Genomic DNA, 16426 nt, shown 5'->3' on the forward strand with positions numbered 1-16426 from the left:
CAGATTTAAAAAAACATCGCATAATTTATGACTCAAATAACCTCCCCCGACCTTGATATCACCGGTCACGATAGTGCGGAGTTCGTGCCAATGCGCGGTATCCGCAACCGCCACCTGCAAACCATGCTGCCGCGACTCATCCGCCGCAAGGTGAAGTTCGATGCGCACTGGCAACGTCTGGAATTACCGGACGGCGATTTTATCGATCTGGCCTGGAGTGAAGATCCACAGCACGCGAAGCACAAACCGCGTCTGGTGGTTTTTCACGGCCTGGAAGGCAGCCTGAACAGCCCGTACGCTCACGGGCTGATTGAAGCGGCGCAAAAGCGCGGCTGGCTGGGCGTGGTCATGCACTTTCGCGGCTGTAGCGGTGAACCGAACCGGCTGAACCGCATTTATCACTCCGGCGAAACGGAAGACGGCACCTGGTTTTTACACTGGCTACAGCGCGAGTTTGGCGCCGTCCCCACCGCCGCCGTCGGCTATTCGCTCGGCGGAAATATGCTGGCGTGTCTGCTGGCGAAAGAAGGCCGCGAGATCCCGATTGACGCGGCGGTCATCGTTTCCGCCCCCTTCGTGCTGGAAGCGTGCAGCTATCATATGGAAAAAGGGTTTTCCCGCGTTTATCAGCGCTATCTGCTCAATCTGCTGAAGGCCAACGCCGCGCGCAAGCTGGCGGCATACCCCGGCACACTGCCGATTAATCTGGCGCAGCTCAAATCCGTGCGCCGGCTCCGTGAATTTGACGATCTGATCACCGCGAAAATTCACGGCTTTGCCGACGCGATAGACTATTATCGTCAATGTAGCGCCATGCCGATACTCAACCAGATCGCCAAACCGACGCTCATCATCCACGCGAAAGACGATCCGTTTATGGATCATCATGTGATCCCGAAACCGGAAAATCTGCCGCCGCTGGTGGAGTATCAGCTCACCGAGCATGGCGGGCATGTTGGATTTATCGGCGGGACGCTGCGTCGCCCGGAAATGTGGCTGGAGTCGCGGATTCCCGACTGGCTGACAACGTATCTGGAGGCGTCATCATGATGATCCCCTGGCAAGAGCTGTCTTCTGAGACGCTGGACAATTTGATCGAAAGCTTTGTGTTGCGTGAAGGCACCGATTATGGTGAACATGAACGTTCGCTTGAGCAAAAGGTCGCCGACGTCAAACGACAGCTACAGTGCGGAGAAGCTGTTCTGGTGTGGTCTGAACTGCACGAGACGGTCAACATTATGCCGCGTGGACAGTTTCGCGAATAATCCGCCGCTGACGGCCGACTATACTAAAACTTTTGTTGATTCATGGAGTTGTTATGTCTGCCAAACATCCGGTGATTGCGGTAACAGGGTCCAGCGGCGCGGGGACCACGACCACCAGCCTCGCGTTTCGGAAAATTTTCGCGCAGTTAAATCTGCGCGCAGCCGAGGTGGAAGGCGACAGTTTTCATCGTTACACACGCCCCGAAATGGACATGGCGATCCGCAAAGCGCGCGACGCCGGGCGGCATATCAGCTATTTCGGCCCTGAAGCCAACGACTTCAGCCTGCTGGAACAAACCTTTATTGAATACGGACAGACGGGCAAAGGCCAGGCGCGTAAGTATCTTCATACCTACGATGAAGCCGTGCCGTGGAATCAGGTGCCGGGGACGTTTACCCCGTGGCAGCCGCTGCCGGAACCCACCGATGTGCTGTTTTACGAAGGGCTGCACGGCGGCGTGGTAACGCCGCAGCATGATGTCGCACGTCATGTCGATCTGCTGGTCGGCGTAGTGCCGATCGTCAACCTGGAGTGGATTCAAAAGCTGATTCGCGATACCAGCGAGCGCGGCCACTCCCGCGAGGCGGTGATGGATTCCGTTGTCCGCTCAATGGATGACTACATTAATTTCATTACGCCGCAGTTTTCCCGCACCCACATTAACTTCCAGCGCGTGCCCACCGTTGACACCTCCAATCCCTTCGCCGCGAAAGGCATTCCTTCGCTGGACGAAAGTTTTGTGGTCATTCATTTCAGAAATCTGGAAGGGATTGATTTCCCGTGGCTGCTGGCGATGTTGCAGGGGTCGTTTATTTCCCATATCAATACGCTCGTGGTGCCGGGCGGCAAAATGGGGCTGGCGATGGAGCTGATCATGTTGCCGCTGGTTCAGCGACTGATGGAAGGGAAGAAAATCGAATAATCTGTTCGATGTTTGCCGGATGGCGGCTGGCACCTTATCCGGCCTACAGAGTGCGTTTGATATATGCCGGATAAGCGTAGCGCCATCCGGCAACCGGCATCACGCCGCAATCACTTCATACGAATGGGTAATATTCACCGCTTTTTCCAGCATCAGCGCCACTGAGCAATACTTCTCAGCCGAAAGATCGACCGCCCGCGCAACCGCCGCGTCTTTCAGGTCATTGCCGGTCACAATGAAATGCAGATTAATATGCGTAAACAGGCGCGGCGCTTCTTCACGACGTTCGGACGTCAGCTTCACTTCGCAATTCGTCACATCCTGACGCCCTTTCTGCAAAATAGAAACCACGTCGATTGCGCTACAACCGCCTGCGGCCATCAGCACCATTTCCATCGGGCTTGGCGCTTTATCACCGGAGTTGCCATCCATTAAAACCTGGTGGCCGGAGGCAGACTCTCCCAGAAAGGTTAACCCTTCAACCCACTTTACACGCGCTTGCATATTCGGAACTCCAATGTGTCAATTTTCCTGACAGATTACGCGCACATAACAAATCTCGCAACGGAAGGCGACCTGCGTCATGCTGAAGCGAGACACCAGGAGACACACGGCGAAAGCTATGCTAAAACAGTCGGGATGCTACAGTAATACATTGACGTACTGCATGTATGCAGAGGACATCACATTCAGGCTGCAGTACATTTTCGACAGCCCCCTTCCCAGGAATTCGGGAAACCTATTTTTGCAAACCCAGAGGCAGTGTCGTGTTCTGGCTCTGGAGACAGCTTATAACAGAGGATAACCGCGCATGGTGCTTGGCAAACCGCAAACAGACCCGACTCTCGAATGGTTCTTGTCTCATTGCCACATTCATAAGTACCCATCGAAGAGCACGCTGATTCACCAGGGTGAAAAAGCGGAAACGTTGTACTACATCGTTAAAGGCTCAGTGGCAGTGTTGATCAAAGATGAAGAAGGGAAAGAAATGATCCTTTCTTATCTGAATCAGGGCGATTTTATTGGCGAACTGGGCCTGTTTGAAGAGGGTCAGGAACGCAGTGCCTGGGTACGTGCCAAAACGGCCTGTGAAGTCGCTGAAATTTCTTACAAGAAATTCCGTCAGTTGATCCAGGTAAACCCGGATATTCTGATGCGCCTGTCTTCCCAGATGGCTCGCCGTCTGCAAGTGACATCTGAGAAAGTCGGTAACCTCGCCTTCCTCGACGTAACGGGCCGTATCGCTCAGACCCTGCTGAACCTGGCGAAACAACCTGACGCGATGACTCACCCGGATGGCATGCAGATCAAAATCACCCGTCAGGAGATTGGCCAGATCGTTGGCTGCTCCCGTGAAACCGTGGGGCGTATTCTGAAAATGCTCGAAGATCAGAATCTGATCTCCGCTCACGGTAAGACCATCGTCGTCTACGGCACACGTTAATCCCGTCGGAATGGCGCATTACCGGGTAATGCGCCATTTTTGTTTGCACCGATGTGGCGAAGACTGATTTACCATCCTGAGATCAACTACGCACTACGGCAAACGCTGGTGCTGTGCCTGCCTGTGGCTATCGGCCTGATCATCGGCCAGTTGCACCTGGGACTGCTGTTCTCGCTCGTTCCCGCCTGCTGCAACATTGCCGGTCTTGATACCCCGCATAAACGCTTTTTCAAACGCTTAATCATCGGCGGATCGCTGTTTGCCGGATGCAGCCTGATTACGCAATTGCTGCTGGCGCGCGACATCCCCCTGCCGCTGATCCTCACCGGACTGACGCTGCTGCTCGGCGTCACGGCGGAAATCAGCCCGCTACATGCAAGACTGCTGCCCGCTTCACTGATTGCCGCCATTTTCACGCTAAGCCTGGCGGGGAACATGCCGGTCTGGGAGCCGCTGCTCATCTACGCGCTCGGCACGCTATGGTACGGGCTGTTTAACTGGTTCTGGTTCTGGCTGTGGCGCGAACAGCCGCTGCGCGAGTCGCTCAGCCTGCTGTATCGCGAGCTGGCCGACTATTGCGAGGCCAAATACAGCCTGCTCACGCAGCATATCGATCCAGAAAAAGCGCTGCCGCCTCTGCTGGTGCGCCAGCAGAAAGCGGTGGATCTCATTACCCAGTGTTACCAGCAGATGCACATGCTGTCGGCCCAGCACAATAATGACTACAAGCGCCTGCTGCGCGCCTTCCAGGAAGCGCTGGACTTACAGGAGCATATCTCCGTCAGTTTGCATCAGCCGGAGGAGGTTCAGAAGCTGGTGGAGCGCAGCCACGCGGAACAGGTTATTCGCTGGAATGCGCAAACCGTCGCCGCCCGCCTGCGCATCATCGCGGATGACATTCTGTATCACCGTCTGCCCAGCCGTTTTTCGATGGAGAAGCAGACTGGCGCGCTGGAAAAAATCGCCAATCAGCACCCGGAAAACCCTGTCGGGCAGTTTTGCTACTGGCACTTTAGCCGTATTGCCCGCGTATTACGCACTCAGCGTCCGCTGTACGCACGCGACCTGATGGCCGATAAACAGCGTCGTCTGCCGCTGCTGCCCGCGCTGAAAAGCTATTTATCATTTAAATCGCCCGCGCTGCGCAACGCCGGGCGAATCAGCGTCATGTTAAGTATCGCCAGCCTGATGGGCAGCGCCTTACATCTGCCCAAGCCGTACTGGATTCTGATGACCATCCTGTTCGTCACGCAAAACGGCTACGGCGCGACGCGCGTACGCATTCTGCACCGTTCGGCGGGTACGCTGGCCGGTCTGGTGGTGGCGGGCGTCACGTTGCACTTTCGCATTCCTGAAGGCTACACGCTGGCATTAATGCTGATCATTACGCTGGTGAGCTATCTGACCATTCGCAAAAACTACGGCTGGGCGACGGTTGGCTTTACGGTGACGGCGGTCTATACCCTGCAACTGCTGACGCTCAACGGCGAACAGTTCATCGTGCCGCGATTTATTGATACGGTCATTGGCTGCCTGATTGCTTTTGGCGGGATGGTCTGGCTCTGGCCGCAGTGGCAAAGCGGCCTTTTGCGTAAGAATGCCCACGATGCGCTGGAAGCGGACCAGGAGGCCATCCGGCTGATCCTCAGCAACGACCCGCAGCCAACGCCGCTGGCGTACCAGCGAATGCGGGTGAACCAGGCGCACAATACGCTGTTTAACTCGCTGAATCAGGCGATGCAGGAACCGGGGTTTAACACGCACTATCTGGAAGATATGAAACTGTGGGTAACGCACAGCCAGTTTATCGTTGAGCACGTCAACGCCATGACCACGCTGGCGCGCGAGCATACGATGCTGACGCCGGATCTGGCGCAGCGCTACCTGGAATCCTGCGAAATTGCGCTCCAGCGCTGTCAGCAGCGGCTGGAGTATGACGCGCCGGGCGGTTCCGGGGATGTGAATATTCTGGAGTCATCGGAGATGCTCTCCCACGGGCCGCTTAGCACGCTGGAACAGCATCTGCAACGCGTGCTGGGGCACCTGAATACCATGCACACCATTTCGTCAGTGGCATGGCGCCAGCGCCCGCATCATGGCATCTGGCTTAGTCGCCGGTTACGGGATATGAAGGGTTGACGTTGTTTGCTGTTTGTTGTTTGCCGGATGGCGGCGCAAGCGCCTTATCCGGCCTACAGGGAAAACGCGATTTGTAGGCCGGATAAGCGTAGCGCCATCCGGCAATCAGCCAGCCACTTTCGCCACCGCCTGCGCAAAACGCTGCATCCCTTCGTCAATATCCGCCTCTTCCACCACCAGCGACGGGGCAAAGCGCATGACATCCGGCCCGGCATTCAGCACCATAACGCCTTCATGCGCGCCAGCGTAAAGGAAATCCCGCGCCCGGCCTTTGTACTGCGGCTTCAGTTCCGCGCCAATCAACAGCCCCATGCCGCGAATATCGCTGAAAATGTCATACTGCTCGTCAATCTTCTGCAAATGCTGAACAAACCGCTCGCGTTTAGTCTGAACGCCGCTCAGCACGTCAGACGTATTGATGATATCGAACGCGGCCCCGGCAACGGCGCAGGCCAACGGGTTGCCGCCGTAGGTGGAACCGTGCGACCCAACGTGGAACGCGGACGCAATCTCCTGCGTGGTCAGCATAGCGCTGACCGGGAAGCCGCCGCCCAGCGCTTTCGCACTGGTAAGAATATCCGGCGTCACGCCGTAGTGCATATAGGCGAACAGATCGCCGGTGCGCCCCATACCACACTGAACTTCATCAAACACCAGCAGCGCCTGATGCCGATCGCACAGCTCGCGCAGGCCTTGCAGAAACGCTGGCGTTGCGGCGGTGACGCCGCCTTCTCCCTGGATCGGCTCCACCACCACCGCGCAGGTATGGTCATCCATCACCGCTTTCACCGCGTGCAGGTCGTTGAAAGGAACATGGATGATATCCGCCGGTTTAGGGCCAAATCCGTCGGAATACTTCGGCTGACCACCAACGGAAACGGTAAACAGCGAGCGGCCATGAAAAGCGTTATGGAAGGCGATGATTTTGGTTTTAAACGGGCTATGACGCACGCAGGCATAGTGGCGCGCCAGTTTGAAGGCGGTTTCGTTGGCTTCGGTGCCGGAGTTCATAAACAGCACGCGCTCGGCGAAGGTCGCGTCGATAAGCTTACGCCCCAGACGCAGCGCAGGTTCGTTAGTAAAAACGTTGCTGGTGTGCCACAGCGTTTCACCCTGCGTTTTCAGCGCCTCCACCAGCGCCGGATGGCAATGCCCTAAGGCGGTAACTGCAATCCCACCCGCGAAATCAACGTACTCTTTACCCTGCTGATCCCAGACCCGGCTGCCCTTGCCTTTTACCGGAATAAACTCTGCCGGTGCATAAATCGGCAGGATAACTTCATCGAAAGTCGCGCGCGTAATTGCAGTTTGTTCAGTTGCCATCTTATGCCCATCCAGCCAAATGAAATTTCAGTCATAAAATATGCATAAAAAATCACTGGATAGCAACCACAAATCAGCGCGACAGGAAATTAGCCAGCAGTTGATGTCCCTGCTCGCTCAGAATACTTTCCGGGTGGAACTGCACCCCTTCCAGATCCCACTCCCGGTGGCGAATCCCCATAATTTCCTGCGTGTCGCTCCAGGCCGTAACGTCAAAGCAGGCGGGAAGCGTCGCAGGATCGATCACCAGTGAGTGATAACGCGTGACGGTGAGCGGGTTCGATAGCCCCTGAAAAACGCCCTGGCCGTTATGGGTGACGGGGGAGGTTTTACCGTGCATCACTTTAGCTGCCCGCACGATCGTCGCACCAAAGGCCTGCGCCATCGCCTGGTGTCCAAGACAGACGCCGAGCATGGGAAGGCGTCCGGCATAATGGCGGATTACTGCCAGGGAGATGCCCGCGTCATCCGGCGTACAGGGCCCCGGCGAGATCACGATTTTTTGCGGATTCAGCGCGTCAATTTGCGCCAGCGTCAACGCGTCATTCCGCCTGACCAGGACATCAGCGCCCAGTTCGCAGAAATACTGATAAAGGTTCCAGGTAAACGAATCATAGTTGTCGATCAGCAGAATCATGGCGGCTCCGGTACGTAAGAACCGCGCTATTCTACTCAGTTTCCTGGGCTTCGCTTACCCCTTTACGAAATATTGCCTGTAATCCCGACAGGTCGCCCATCGCGCCGCTCTGGTTCGCCTGGCTCCATTCGGCCACCTGAATGCCGCTCCAGCTCAGGATATAACCGGCGTGGAGCGCCAGTTGCTCAAAGAAGATGCGCTGCGCCAGCCCGCTGCCGATGCGAAAAGGATGCAGCACGTTAATTTCACAGTAGTAGTGCGCCAGACGATCGGCGAATTTCTCTTTCGTCAGCCCGACCAGATACCCCTCTTCTTCCAGATCCTGCATCAGGGCGTTGCCCTCTTTTTCGATGTAGGCAAAATGGCAAAAACGGGTATCTCCCTGATATATATCGACCTCGCGCAGTTGCCCGGCCCAGTCAAAAACATCCTGATACAGCTGGCGATGAATGGCGCGCAGGTGAGGCAGTCCGCGCACCAGGGGGCCAGGTTCAATCGTCGCGGCACGCAGTGCGGTCAGTTCATACGCCGCCTGCTCCAGACGCTGAACCTGCCGGATGCCTAAGCGGTTACGCATGATGTTCAGGCCGGGATACAGATAGGGGTCGCGTCCATCACCAAACTTATCGCTCATAGTGCCTCCTTAATTCTGCCAGGCGCACCAGTGCTTCTTCGGCGGTCAGGGTAACTAACGGGATGTCCACCCCTTCCAGACGTCGACTCTCCTGGAAATTGATATTTCGTCGTTGTTCCCAGAGGCGAGACTTTTGTTTATCGGTGAGTTTTTTCACGAGACCTCCCTGAATGTGCCTGCACTTGCCACAAGTATAAGCAGCAAATTCAGGTTACGCAGAGGTCAGGAATCGCGCGGGCATTGCTGGCCCGCGCAGAATGCCATTACGGCAGGACTTTGGCGGAAAGGATAACTATCGGTTTTGAAGGAACATTTTGGTAAGGGCCGACATCGTGCGTCTGCACCTGAGAGATTTTGTCAGCGACATCCATCCCTTTCACAACTTTACCAAATACGGCGTAGCCAAAATCGCGCTGGCCGTGATCCAGGAAGGCGTTGTCGGCAACGTTGATAAAGAACTGGCTGGTTGCGCTGTCTTTATCTGCGGTACGCGCCATCGCAATGGTGCCACGGGTGTTGCGCAGCCCGTTGTCCGCTTCGTTTTTGATCGGCGGGTTAGGTTTCTTTTGCTGCATCTGCTCGTTAAAACCGCCGCCCTGCACCATAAAGCCGGGGATCACACGGTGGAACGTGGTGTTGTTATAGAAACCGCTGTTGACATAATCGACAAAGTTTTGCACTGAAACTGGCGCTTTCTGGCTATTCAGTTCCAGTTCAATATTTCCGGCGGAGGTCGTCAGCAGAACATGTGGGTCACCTTTCGCTGCCAACGCTACAGGAGAGAGAGCAGAAAGAGCGAGAACAGCTGCAACAGCCGCCAGAGTCGATTTGAGCATGAGATTTCCTTAACGAGAGCAGTAACAAAAGCAAGTAGATTGATTCTAAAGAGCCTTCAAGGAGCAGGCCAGCCCTTTACCTAATTTTACGTATCTGAAACAAATGTAACCTTACGATTTTGTTGTGCTTTTCGGTATATTAATGTGATCAATGTCACGTTAAAAAATGTAACGTTTACAGTAATTGCTAATAAACATTTAAATACATCACTAAAACGCCTAAAATCTGCCCGCTCACGGCGCTGTCAACGCGCTTTACACCTCTATACACAGGCCAGTCATGACTAACAGCAATCGCATCAAGCTCACATGGATTAGCTTTCTCTCCTACGCCCTGACAGGCGCGTTGGTAATTGTCACCGGGATGGTGATGGGAAACATTGCAGAGTATTTCAACCTGCCCGTTTCCAGTATGAGTAACACATTCACCTTTCTTAACGCCGGTATCCTGATCTCTATTTTCCTGAATGCCTGGCTGATGGAAATTATCCCGCTGAAAACGCAGCTGCGTTTTGGCTTTGTGTTGATGGTGCTGGCCGTGGCCGGGCTGATGCTCAGCCATAGCCTGGCGCTTTTCTCTGCGGCAATGTTTGTACTGGGTCTGGTGAGCGGTATCACCATGTCGATCGGTACTTTCCTGATCACCCAGATGTATGAAGGCCGTCAGCGTGGTTCTCGCCTGCTGTTCACCGACTCCTTCTTCAGTATGGCCGGGATGATCTTCCCGATGGTCGCCGCTTACCTGCTGGCGCGCAGCATTGAGTGGTACTGGGTATACGCCTGCATCGGTCTGGTCTACGTGGCGATTTTCATCCTGACCTTCGGCTGCGAATTTCCGGCGCTGGGTAAACACGCGCCGAAAACGGAAATGCCGGTGGTAAAAGAGAAATGGGGCATTGGCGTTCTGTTCCTGTCTATCGCCGCGCTGTGCTACATCCTCGGTCAGTTAGGTTTCATCTCCTGGGTGCCGGAATACGCCAAAGGTCTGGGCATGAGCCTGAACGACGCCGGTACGCTGGTCAGCGATTTCTGGATGTCGTACATGTTCGGCATGTGGGCCTTCAGCTTCATTCTGCGCTTCTTTGATCTGCAACGTATCCTGACGGTACTGGCGGGTCTGGCGGCGGTGCTGATGTACCTGTTCATTAAGGCCCAGCCGGAGCATATGGCGTGGTTTATTCTGACGCTCGGCTTCTTCTCCAGCGCCATTTACACCTCAATCATTACGCTGGGTTCGCAGCAAACCAAAGTGCCGTCGCCGAAGCTGGTTAACTTTGTGCTGACCTGCGGCACCATTGGCACCATGCTGACCTTCGTGGTGACTGGCCCGATCGTGGCGCACAGTGGCCCACAGGCCGCGTTGCTCACCGCAAACGGTCTGTATGCCGTAGTGTTTGTGATGTGCTTTATCCTCGGGTTTGTTACCCGTCATCGCCAGCATAACGTGCCAGCAGCGCACTGATGATGATTTGCCCGGTGGCGCAAGCTTACCGGGCCTACATGTAACTTGTAGGCCGGATAAGACGCATAGCGTCGCCATCCGGCTTTTTAGCCCGGCTTTTTAGCCCAGCTTTTCGCGCAATTTCCCCCTCCTCCTGACGGCGTAGACCTCGCATTCTTTAGAGGTAGACCTTCTTACGCCAATAACCCCTCATTTTGTACGTTATTTGCACAACAACGAAATGTCTGACAATTCCGTGACTTATAAAAATGCTGACAAATCAGCAATATACCTCTTAAGGAGTATATAAGGCCGAATTTGATTTACATCAATAAGCGGGGTTGCTGAATCGTTAAGGTAGGCAGTAATAGAAAAGAAATCGAGGCAAAAATGAGCAAAGTCAGACTCGCTATTATCGGTAATGGTATGGTCGGCCATCGCTTTATTGAGGACCTTCTTGATAAATCCGACGCTGCCAATTTTGACATTACCGTGTTCTGTGAAGAACCCCGCAAAGCATACGACCGTGTCCACCTGTCTTCCTACTTCTCCCACCACACCGCTGAAGAGCTGTCTCTGGTGCGTGAAGGCTTTTATGAGAAGCACGGCGTTAACGTTCTGGTCGGCGAACGCGCCATTACGATCAACCGTCAGGAGAAGGTCATCCACTCCAGCGCGGGTCGTACGGTCTATTACGATAAACTGATCATGGCGACCGGTTCCTACCCGTGGATCCCGCCAATTAAAGGTTCCGAAACCCAGGACTGCTTTGTTTACCGTACCATTGAAGATCTCAACGCCATTGAAGCCTGCGCCCGTCGCAGCAAACGCGGCGCGGTGGTCGGCGGCGGCCTGCTGGGTCTGGAAGCCGCTGGCGCGCTGAAAAACTTAGGCGTCGAAACCCACGTTATCGAATTTGCCCCCATGCTGATGGCAGAACAGCTGGATCAGATGGGCGGCGAGCAGCTACGCCGTAAAATCGAAAGCATGGGCGTACGCGTACACACCAGCAAAAACACCAAAGAGATCGTTCAGGAAGGCATCGAAGCGCGTAAAACCATGCGTTTTGCCGACGGTAGCGAGCTGGAAGTCGATTTCATCGTTTTCTCTACCGGTATCCGCCCGCGTGACAAACTGGCCACCCAGTGCGGCCTGGACGTCGCTCAGCGCGGCGGTATCGTGATTAACGACGCCTGCCAGACGTCTGACCCGGATATCTACGCGATTGGCGAATGCGCCAGCTGGAACAACCGCGTGTACGGTCTGGTCGCGCCTGGCTACAAAATGGCGCAGGTTGCCGTTGACCACATCCTCGAAACCGAAAACGTGTTTGAAGGCGCAGACCTCAGCGCCAAGCTGAAGCTGCTGGGCGTGGACGTCGGCGGCATTGGCGATGCGCATGGCCGCACGCCGGGCGCGCGTAGCTACGTTTACCTCGACGAAAGCAAAGAGGTCTACAAACGCCTCATCGTCAGCGAAGACAACAAAACCCTGCTCGGCGCGGTGCTGGTGGGCGATACCAGCGATTACGGCAACCTGCTGCAACTGGTGCTGAACGCGATTGAACTGCCGGAAAACCCGGACTCGCTGATCCTGCCGGCACATTCTGGCAGCGGTAAGCCTTCCATTGGCGTTGATAAACTGCCGGACAGCGCGCAAATCTGTTCCTGCTTTGACGTCACCAAAGGGATGCTGGTCGCCGCCATCAACAAAGGCTGCCACACCGTTGCGGCGCTGAAAGCGGAAACCAAAGCCGGTACTGGCTGCGGCGGCTGTATTCCGCTGGTTACTCAGGTTCTGAACGCCGAACTGGCGAAACAGGGTATTGAAGTGAACAACAACCTGTGTGAGCACTTTGCGTACTCGCGTCAGGAACTGTTCCACCTCATCCGCGTGGAGGGCATTAAAACCTTTGAAGAACTGCTGGCGAAACACGGTAAAGGCTACGGCTGCGAAGTGTGTAAACCGACCGTCGGTTCTCTGCTGGCCTCCTGCTGGAACGAATACATTCTGAAGCCGCAGCACACCCCGCTACAGGATACCAACGACAACTTCCTGGCGAACATCCAGAAAGACGGCACCTACTCCGTGATCCCGCGTTCTGCGGGCGGCGAAATCACGCCGGAAGGTCTGGTGGCCGTAGGTCGCATCGCGCGTGAGTTTAACCTGTACACCAAAATTACCGGTTCTCAGCGTATCGGTCTGTTCGGCGCGCAGAAAGACGATCTGCCGGAAATCTGGCGTCAGCTGATTGAAGCGGGCTTCGAAACCGGTCACGCGTATGCCAAAGCGCTGCGTATGGCGAAAACCTGCGTGGGCAGCACCTGGTGCCGCTACGGCGTGGGCGATAGCGTCGGCTTCGGCGTCGAGCTGGAAAACCGCTACAAAGGCATCCGTACCCCGCACAAAATGAAATTTGGCGTCTCCGGCTGTACCCGTGAATGTGCGGAAGCCCAGGGTAAAGATGTGGGGATTATCGCCACGGAAAAAGGCTGGAACCTGTACGTCTGCGGTAACGGCGGGATGAAACCGCGTCATGCAGACCTGCTGGCGGCGGATATCGACCGCGAAACGCTGGTTAAATACCTCGACCGCTTCATGATGTTCTACATCCGTACCGCCGACAAACTGACCCGTACCGCACCGTGGTTAGATAACCTGGAAGGCGGTATCGATTACCTGAAGTCGGTCATCATCGACGACAAACTGGGCCTGAACGCGCATCTGGAAGAAGAGATGACCCGCCTGCGTGAAGCGGTGGTGTGCGAGTGGACGGAGACCGTGAATACACCGTCTACGCAGGTTCGTTTCAGACACTTTATCAACAGCGATAAGCGCGACCCGAATGTTCAGGTGGTTCCTGAGCGTGAACAGCATCGTCCGGCGACGCCGTACGAACGCATTCCGGTAACTCTGGTGGAGGAAAACGCATGAGCCAGTGGAAAAACATCTGCAAAATCGATGACATTCTGCCGGAAACCGGCGTCTGCGCGCTGTTAGGCGAAAAGCAGGTCGCCATTTTCCGTCCATATCACAGCGACCAGGTGTTCGCGATCAGCAATATCGACCCGTTTTTTGAGTCCAGCGTGCTGTCGCGCGGATTGATTGCCGAGCATCAGGGCGAACTGTGGGTTGCCAGCCCGCTGAAAAAACAGCGGTTCCGTCTGAGCGACGGTCTGTGCATGGAAGATGAAAGCCATTCCGTCGCGCACTACGAAGCTCGCGTGAAAGACGGCATGGTGCAACTGCGCGGTTGATGAATTTGGGGAGGCGCAACGCCTCCCTTTTTGACGTCTTTGTAGGCCTGATAAGCGCAGCGCCATCAGGCAAAAACACACCGCCGGATGGCGGCATAAATGCCTTATCCGGCCTACGGTTTTATGATTTTTATTGTTTTTACTTCAAGGACAATCAAATGGTTACAGGCCCGATTTTGTAGGCCTGATAAGCGCAGCGCCATCAGGCAAACATACCGCCGGATGGCGGCATAAATGCCTTATCCGGCCTACGGTTTTACGATTTCTTTTTTAATTTTATTGTTTTTACTTCAAGGATAATCAAATGTTTACAGACACTATTAACAAGTGTGCGGCTAACGCTGCGCGCATTGCACGCCTGTCGGCAAATAATCCGCTCGGTTTCTGGGTGAGTTCCGCAATGGCCGGCGCCTACGTCGGTCTCGGCATCATTCTTATTTTCACTCTCGGCAATCTGCTTGACCCTTCCGTTCGCCCGCTGGTGATGGGCGCTACCTTCGGCATCGCCTTAACGCTGGTGATCATCGCCGGTTCTGAACTCTTTACCGGCCACACCATGTTCCTGACGCTCGGCGTAAAAGCAGGCACCATCAGCCACGGTCAGATGTGGGCGATTCTGCCGCAAACCTGGCTGGGCAACCTGGTGGGCTCCGTGTTCGTCGCGCTGCTGTATAGCTGGGGCGGCGGCAGTCTGCTGCCGGTCGATACCAGCATCGTTCACACGGTTGCGCTGGCGAAAACCACCGCGCCCGCCACGGTACTGTTCTTTAAAGGCGCGCTGTGCAACTGGCTGGTTTGCCTGGCGATCTGGATGGCGATTCGTACCGAAGGCGCGGCGAAATTCCTCGCTATCTGGTGGTGTCTGCTGGCGTTCATCGCGTCCGGCTACGAGCACTCCGTCGCCAACATGACGCTGTTCGCCCTCTCCTGGTTCGGTCATCACGGCGACGCCTACACGCTGGCGGGAATTGGTCATAACCTGCTGTGGGTGACTCTCGGCAATACTTTGTCCGGTGTCGTATTCATGGGATTAGGTTATTGGTATGCTACGCCAAAAGCGGAGCGTCCGGCTCCGGCAAAAATCAATCAAACTGAAGCTACTGCCAATAATTAAGAGGTAATGTCGTGGACCATTTGCCTATATTTTGTCAATTACGCGATCGTGACTGTCTGCTCGTCGGCGGTGGCGATGTCGCAGAACGCAAAGCGCGGTTACTGCTGGAAGCAGGCGCTCGATTAACGGTCAACGCGCTGGCGTTTATTCCGCAGTTCACCGTGTGGGCAAATGAAGGCATGTTGACGTTAGTTGAAGGGGCATTCGAAGAATCCCTGCTCGACGGATGCTGGCTGGCGATCGCCGCGACCGATGATGACGCCGTGAACCAGCAGGTGAGCGAAGCCGCTGAGTCACGCCGCATTTTCTGCAACGTGGTCGATGCGCCAAAAGCCGCCAGTTTCATCATGCCCTCCATTATCGACCGCTCGCCGCTGATGGTGGCGGTCTCCTCCGGCGGCACTTCGCCCGTTCTCGCACGCTTGCTGCGCGAGAAACTGGAGTCCTTGCTGCCTCAGCACCTCGGCCAGGTCGCGCATTACGCCGGCCAGCTCCGCGCGCGGGTGAAAAAGCAGTTCGCCACAATGGGCGAGCGCCGTCGCTTCTGGGAAAAACTGTTCATCAACGACAGGCTCGCGCAGTCGCTGGCGAATGCCGATGCGAAAGCGGTGTCGGAGATCACCGAGCAGATGCTGAGCGAACCGCTGGATCACCGTGGTGAAGTAGTGCTGGTGGGCGCGGGCCCTGGCGACGCCGGGCTGCTGACGCTGAAAGGGTTACAACAGATCCAACAGGCGGATGTGGTGGTGTATGACCGTCTGGTCTCCGACGACATTATGAATCTGGTACGCCGTGACGCTGACCGCGTGTTCGTTGGCAAACGCGCGGGCTATCACTGCGTTCCGCAGGAAGAGATTAACCAGATCCTGCTGCGAGAAGCGCAGAAAGGCAAACGCGTGGTGCGTCTGAAAGGCGGCGATCCGTTTATCTTCGGTCGCGGCGGCGAAGAGCTGGAAACGCTGTGCCACGCCGGTATTCCGTTCTCGGTTGTTCCCGGTATTACCGCGGCCTCCGGGTGCTCGGCTTATTCCGGCGTTCCGCTGACTCACCGCGACTACGCGCAAAGCGTGCGTCTGGTCACCGGGCACCTGAAAACGGGCGGCGAGCTGGACTGGGAAAACCTGGCGGCGGAGAAACAAACGCTGGTGTTCTATATGGGGCTGAATCAGGCGGCAACCATTCAGGAGAAGCTGATCGCATTTGGTATGCAGGCCGATATGCCTGTGGCGCTGGTTGAAAACGGTACGGCCGTCAAGCAGCGCGTGGTCAGCGGCGTTCTTGCGCAATTAGGCGAGCTGGCGAAACAGGTCGAAAGCCCGGCGCTGATTATTGTCGGTCGGGTGGTCGCGTTACGCGATAAGCTAAACTGGTTCTCAAACCATTAATAAATATAGATGCCCTATATCAGGGCAT

Annotated in this window: 16 protein-coding genes; 10 read left to right on the forward strand and 6 right to left on the reverse strand. The window is 55.6% G+C overall.

The window, feature by feature from the left end; all coding sequences use genetic code 11:
* The first annotated feature begins 27 nt into the window (after positions 1-27).
* The 3 genes from OGV83_RS07955 to OGV83_RS07965 are packed head-to-tail and all read left to right on the forward strand — an operon-like array spanning position 28 to position 2188.
* Complete coding sequence (locus OGV83_RS07955; RefSeq protein ID WP_286463402.1) at positions 28-1050, forward strand: hydrolase; 1023 nt, start codon at positions 28-30, stop codon at positions 1048-1050.
* Positions 1047-1265 carry a YheU family protein gene (locus tag OGV83_RS07960; RefSeq protein WP_047460774.1) on the forward strand — a complete coding sequence of 73 codons (219 nt, stop codon included), beginning with the start codon at positions 1047-1049 and terminating at the stop codon, positions 1263-1265. Before OGV83_RS07955 ends, OGV83_RS07960 begins: the two co-directional genes overlap by 4 nt.
* Before the next feature lie 53 nt (positions 1266-1318).
* A complete protein-coding gene (locus tag OGV83_RS07965; RefSeq protein ID WP_012135460.1) occupies positions 1319-2188 on the forward strand; it encodes a phosphoribulokinase in 870 nt (289 codons plus the stop codon).
* A 99-nt stretch (positions 2189-2287) separates the two neighbouring features.
* On the opposite strand, the gene OGV83_RS07970 is transcribed toward OGV83_RS07965, so the two are convergent.
* Complete coding sequence (locus OGV83_RS07970) at positions 2288-2692, reverse strand: OsmC family protein (RefSeq protein ID WP_012135462.1); 405 nt, start codon at positions 2690-2692, stop codon at positions 2288-2290.
* 307 nt (positions 2693-2999) lie between these two features.
* On the opposite strand from OGV83_RS07970, the gene crp reads away from it, so the two are divergent.
* Positions 3000-3632, forward strand: coding sequence for a cAMP-activated global transcriptional regulator CRP (gene crp, locus OGV83_RS07975; protein WP_000242758.1), 633 nt, complete (start codon positions 3000-3002; stop codon positions 3630-3632).
* Positions 3633-3683: 51 nt separating this feature from the next.
* Positions 3684-5771, forward strand: coding sequence for a YccS/YhfK family putative transporter (locus tag OGV83_RS07980; RefSeq protein ID WP_012135464.1), 2088 nt, complete (start codon positions 3684-3686; stop codon positions 5769-5771).
* Between the two features lie 105 nt (positions 5772-5876).
* Here the strand turns inward: OGV83_RS07980 and argD are convergent, their stop codons facing one another.
* The 5 genes from argD to ppiA form a co-directional block, all read right to left on the reverse strand.
* Positions 5877-7094, reverse strand: coding sequence for a bifunctional acetylornithine/succinyldiaminopimelate transaminase (argD, locus tag OGV83_RS07985; RefSeq protein ID WP_012135466.1), 1218 nt, complete (start codon positions 7092-7094; stop codon positions 5877-5879).
* 73 nt (positions 7095-7167) lie between these two features.
* The gene (gene pabA / locus OGV83_RS07990; RefSeq protein ID WP_012135468.1) at positions 7168-7731 is read right to left on the reverse strand and encodes an aminodeoxychorismate synthase component 2; all 564 of its coding nucleotides are present in this window, start codon (positions 7729-7731) and stop codon (positions 7168-7170) included.
* A 31-nt stretch (positions 7732-7762) separates the two neighbouring features.
* A complete protein-coding gene (locus OGV83_RS07995) occupies positions 7763-8365 on the reverse strand; it encodes a putative adenosine monophosphate-protein transferase Fic (RefSeq protein WP_012135469.1) in 603 nt (200 codons plus the stop codon).
* Positions 8355-8522: a FicA/YhfG family antitoxin gene (ficA, locus tag OGV83_RS08000; protein WP_012135470.1), complete on the reverse strand. Its 168-nt coding sequence runs from the start codon at positions 8520-8522 to the stop codon at positions 8355-8357. The genes OGV83_RS07995 and ficA overlap by 11 nt, the downstream gene beginning before the upstream one ends.
* A 106-nt stretch (positions 8523-8628) precedes the next feature.
* Entirely contained in the window at positions 8629-9201 is a 573-nt protein-coding gene (gene ppiA / locus OGV83_RS08005; RefSeq protein ID WP_012135471.1) for a peptidylprolyl isomerase A, read from the reverse strand.
* 280 nt (positions 9202-9481) lie between these two features.
* Here ppiA and tsgA point away from each other — a divergent pair, with 280 nt between their 5' ends.
* From tsgA to cysG, 5 genes are all read left to right on the forward strand, one after another.
* Entirely contained in the window at positions 9482-10663 is a 1182-nt protein-coding gene (tsgA, locus tag OGV83_RS08010) for an MFS transporter TsgA (protein WP_286463403.1), read from the forward strand.
* A 369-nt stretch (positions 10664-11032) separates the two neighbouring features.
* Complete coding sequence (gene nirB, locus OGV83_RS08015; protein ID WP_286463404.1) at positions 11033-13576, forward strand: NADPH-nitrite reductase large subunit; 2544 nt, start codon at positions 11033-11035, stop codon at positions 13574-13576.
* Positions 13573-13899, forward strand: a complete 327-nt coding sequence (gene nirD / locus OGV83_RS08020; protein ID WP_286450957.1) for a nitrite reductase small subunit NirD — start codon at positions 13573-13575, stop codon at positions 13897-13899. The genes nirB and nirD overlap by 4 nt, the downstream gene beginning before the upstream one ends.
* A 304-nt stretch (positions 13900-14203) precedes the next feature.
* Positions 14204-15013: a nitrite transporter NirC gene (nirC, locus tag OGV83_RS08025; RefSeq protein WP_012135477.1), complete on the forward strand. Its 810-nt coding sequence runs from the start codon at positions 14204-14206 to the stop codon at positions 15011-15013.
* An 11-nt stretch (positions 15014-15024) separates the two neighbouring features.
* Positions 15025-16398: a siroheme synthase CysG gene (gene cysG, locus OGV83_RS08030; protein ID WP_198448722.1), complete on the forward strand. Its 1374-nt coding sequence runs from the start codon at positions 15025-15027 to the stop codon at positions 16396-16398.
* The last annotated feature ends 28 nt before the right edge of the window (positions 16399-16426 follow it).

Source organism: Citrobacter sp. CK189 (assembly GCF_030333505.1).
In the GTDB taxonomy this organism is placed as follows: domain Bacteria; phylum Pseudomonadota; class Gammaproteobacteria; order Enterobacterales; family Enterobacteriaceae; genus Citrobacter_B; species Citrobacter_B koseri.

Excerpts from the sequence above, each read along its gene's own strand:
- OGV83_RS07955 (WP_286463402.1), top strand. The coding sequence starts at position 28 with ATGACTCAAATAACCTCCCCCGACCTTGATATCACCGGTCACGATAGT.
- OGV83_RS07960 (WP_047460774.1), top strand. The coding sequence starts at position 1,047 with ATGATGATCCCCTGGCAAGAGCTGTCTTCTGAGACGCTGGACAATTTG.
- OGV83_RS07965 (WP_012135460.1), top strand. The coding sequence starts at position 1,319 with ATGTCTGCCAAACATCCGGTGATTGCGGTAACAGGGTCCAGCGGCGCG.
- OGV83_RS07970 (WP_012135462.1), bottom strand. The coding sequence starts at position 2,692 with ATGCAAGCGCGTGTAAAGTGGGTTGAAGGGTTAACCTTTCTGGGAGAG.
- crp (WP_000242758.1), top strand. The coding sequence starts at position 3,000 with ATGGTGCTTGGCAAACCGCAAACAGACCCGACTCTCGAATGGTTCTTG.
- OGV83_RS07980 (WP_012135464.1), top strand. The coding sequence starts at position 3,684 with ATGTGGCGAAGACTGATTTACCATCCTGAGATCAACTACGCACTACGG.
- argD (WP_012135466.1), bottom strand. The coding sequence starts at position 7,094 with ATGGCAACTGAACAAACTGCAATTACGCGCGCGACTTTCGATGAAGTT.
- pabA (WP_012135468.1), bottom strand. The coding sequence starts at position 7,731 with ATGATTCTGCTGATCGACAACTATGATTCGTTTACCTGGAACCTTTAT.
- OGV83_RS07995 (WP_012135469.1), bottom strand. The coding sequence starts at position 8,365 with ATGAGCGATAAGTTTGGTGATGGACGCGACCCCTATCTGTATCCCGGC.
- ppiA (WP_012135471.1), bottom strand. The coding sequence starts at position 9,201 with ATGCTCAAATCGACTCTGGCGGCTGTTGCAGCTGTTCTCGCTCTTTCT.
- tsgA (WP_286463403.1), top strand. The coding sequence starts at position 9,482 with ATGACTAACAGCAATCGCATCAAGCTCACATGGATTAGCTTTCTCTCC.
- nirB (WP_286463404.1), top strand. The coding sequence starts at position 11,033 with ATGAGCAAAGTCAGACTCGCTATTATCGGTAATGGTATGGTCGGCCAT.
- nirD (WP_286450957.1), top strand. The coding sequence starts at position 13,573 with ATGAGCCAGTGGAAAAACATCTGCAAAATCGATGACATTCTGCCGGAA.
- nirC (WP_012135477.1), top strand. The coding sequence starts at position 14,204 with ATGTTTACAGACACTATTAACAAGTGTGCGGCTAACGCTGCGCGCATT.